Annotated in this window: 1 protein-coding gene; it reads right to left on the reverse strand. The window is 70.1% G+C overall.

Annotated elements, in window-relative coordinates:
- Positions 1-161: 161 nt before the first annotated feature.
- Positions 162-1,544, reverse strand: coding sequence for an IS1380 family transposase (locus tag ACPXB1_RS30535; protein WP_425736162.1), 1,383 nt, complete (start codon positions 1,542-1,544; stop codon positions 162-164).
- Positions 1,545-1,675: the final 131 nt, after the last annotated feature.

Raw genomic sequence — 1,675 nt, forward strand, 5'->3', positions numbered from 1 at the left:
TAGCCTCGATCGTTCACGGCTGATGTCGGGCGTTCCGGCCCCGCGCGTGTGATCGTTCATTGTCGATGCGGTTGGGTTCGGGGCGTGGTGGCGGGCCGTCTGTCGCGGCGGTGGGCGTGGTCTCCTTGGTTCCTCCGGTCGTCGGGGCAGGGCTGAGCTGGTCAGCCGGGGGCGGGGATCGCCGCGATCCGGGTGAATGCGGCGGTGAGCTGGTCTGCCCAGGGCCAGGTCGATGTGATGCGTAGCCGGCGGCGGCGTTGGCCGTGGACCAGGCGGGCGGCGGTGTGTAGCAGGCGGTAGCGCAGTCGTTTCGGTTCGGCTTTGGCCAGTTCGCCGTCGAGGGTGAGCAGTTGTAGCCAGGCGATCAGGTCGCAGGCCATGGCCGCGATCTGGCACCAGGCGGTGTTGATGGCGAAGTCGCGTGACGGTAGCCGGCGCAGGCCGGTGTCCTTGGCGCAGCGGATCCGGTCTTCGACGCGGGCGTGGGCGCGGTGGCGGGCTTCCAGCCACTGCAGGGCGCCGGCGGTGGTGTTGGTGACGAACGCGGTGTAGCGCCAGCCGTCGCGTTCCTCGAATAGCGACAACTGGGCGCCGGGGTGCGGCCGTTCGCGACGCACGATCACCCGCATGCCGGGCGGCCAGCCGGCCACGGCCAGCAGGCCGGTCAGTTCGGCGACCTGCGCGCCGTCGCGGATGCCGCCGTCGGCTGCCAGGGCCGGTGACCAGGCCGCGGCCGGTAGTGCATGGATGGCGGCGCGTTCCGCCTCGCCGATCGGCCAGCCGATTGAGTACTCGACGCGTCGGTTGCGCTTGGCGTCCTGCGCGGTCAGCCAGTCCAGCACGGCGTGGGTGGCGGCGGCCGAGTCACCCCGGATGAGCAGGTGCCGCCGGTGTCCGACCGGGACCTGCGCGAACGCCTCGGTCAGCACGGTGAGGTGGTCGGCGGCGGTGTTGGCTCCGGCGTTGCCGGGCCGCAGTTTGATCGTCAGTAGTTCGCCGGTGTTGTCGCAGGTCACCAGGATCGGATGGAAGCCGTATGTGTGCTTGTAGGTCGCGGCGGCGCCGTCCTTGTCGCTGTGCGCGAGCACGATCGTGGAGTCCACATCCAGCACCACCACGCCCTCGCCGAGATCCCGGCCCGCGGCACGAGCAGACGGCACCGACCCGACCAGGCCCCATACCCGGGCACGGACTTTCGCCCGCGTCCTGGCGATCCGACGCAGCCCGACGTCACTGATCTCGTCAAGTGCCCGCCAGCACGTCGCCGGCGACGCGACCTGGCCGAACACCTCACTCTGGTGGCGCAGCACCTCGATATCCGCGATCGCCTCACCGCCGTCGGCGATCATCACCGCCAGGTCGACCAGCACCCGGCCCCGGTCCCGGCCGGGGCTGAACCCACGCCGGCTGAGCGCGGCCGACAGTGCCTGCGTCAAACCGCTGCGATCAGCCAGCAGCCGCAACAGCGCCGCTCCGACGTGCGAGACCACGCCGTGACCGCCGACCTCGACGGACAATCCCTTGGACCACTGGGTAACCTGCACCTACGAAGTGCCTTCCACGCGGGAACTCTGCACGACTCGACACCGGGCAGTTTCCCTTACGTGGCAGGCACTTCGCCATATCTACCGACCCGCTGGACATCCAAGATCACGGCTGCCGTGAAAGGCCGAGG

Source organism: Micromonospora sp. DT68 (assembly GCF_049847245.1).
GTDB classification, from domain to species: domain Bacteria; phylum Actinomycetota; class Actinomycetes; order Mycobacteriales; family Micromonosporaceae; genus Micromonospora; species Micromonospora profundi.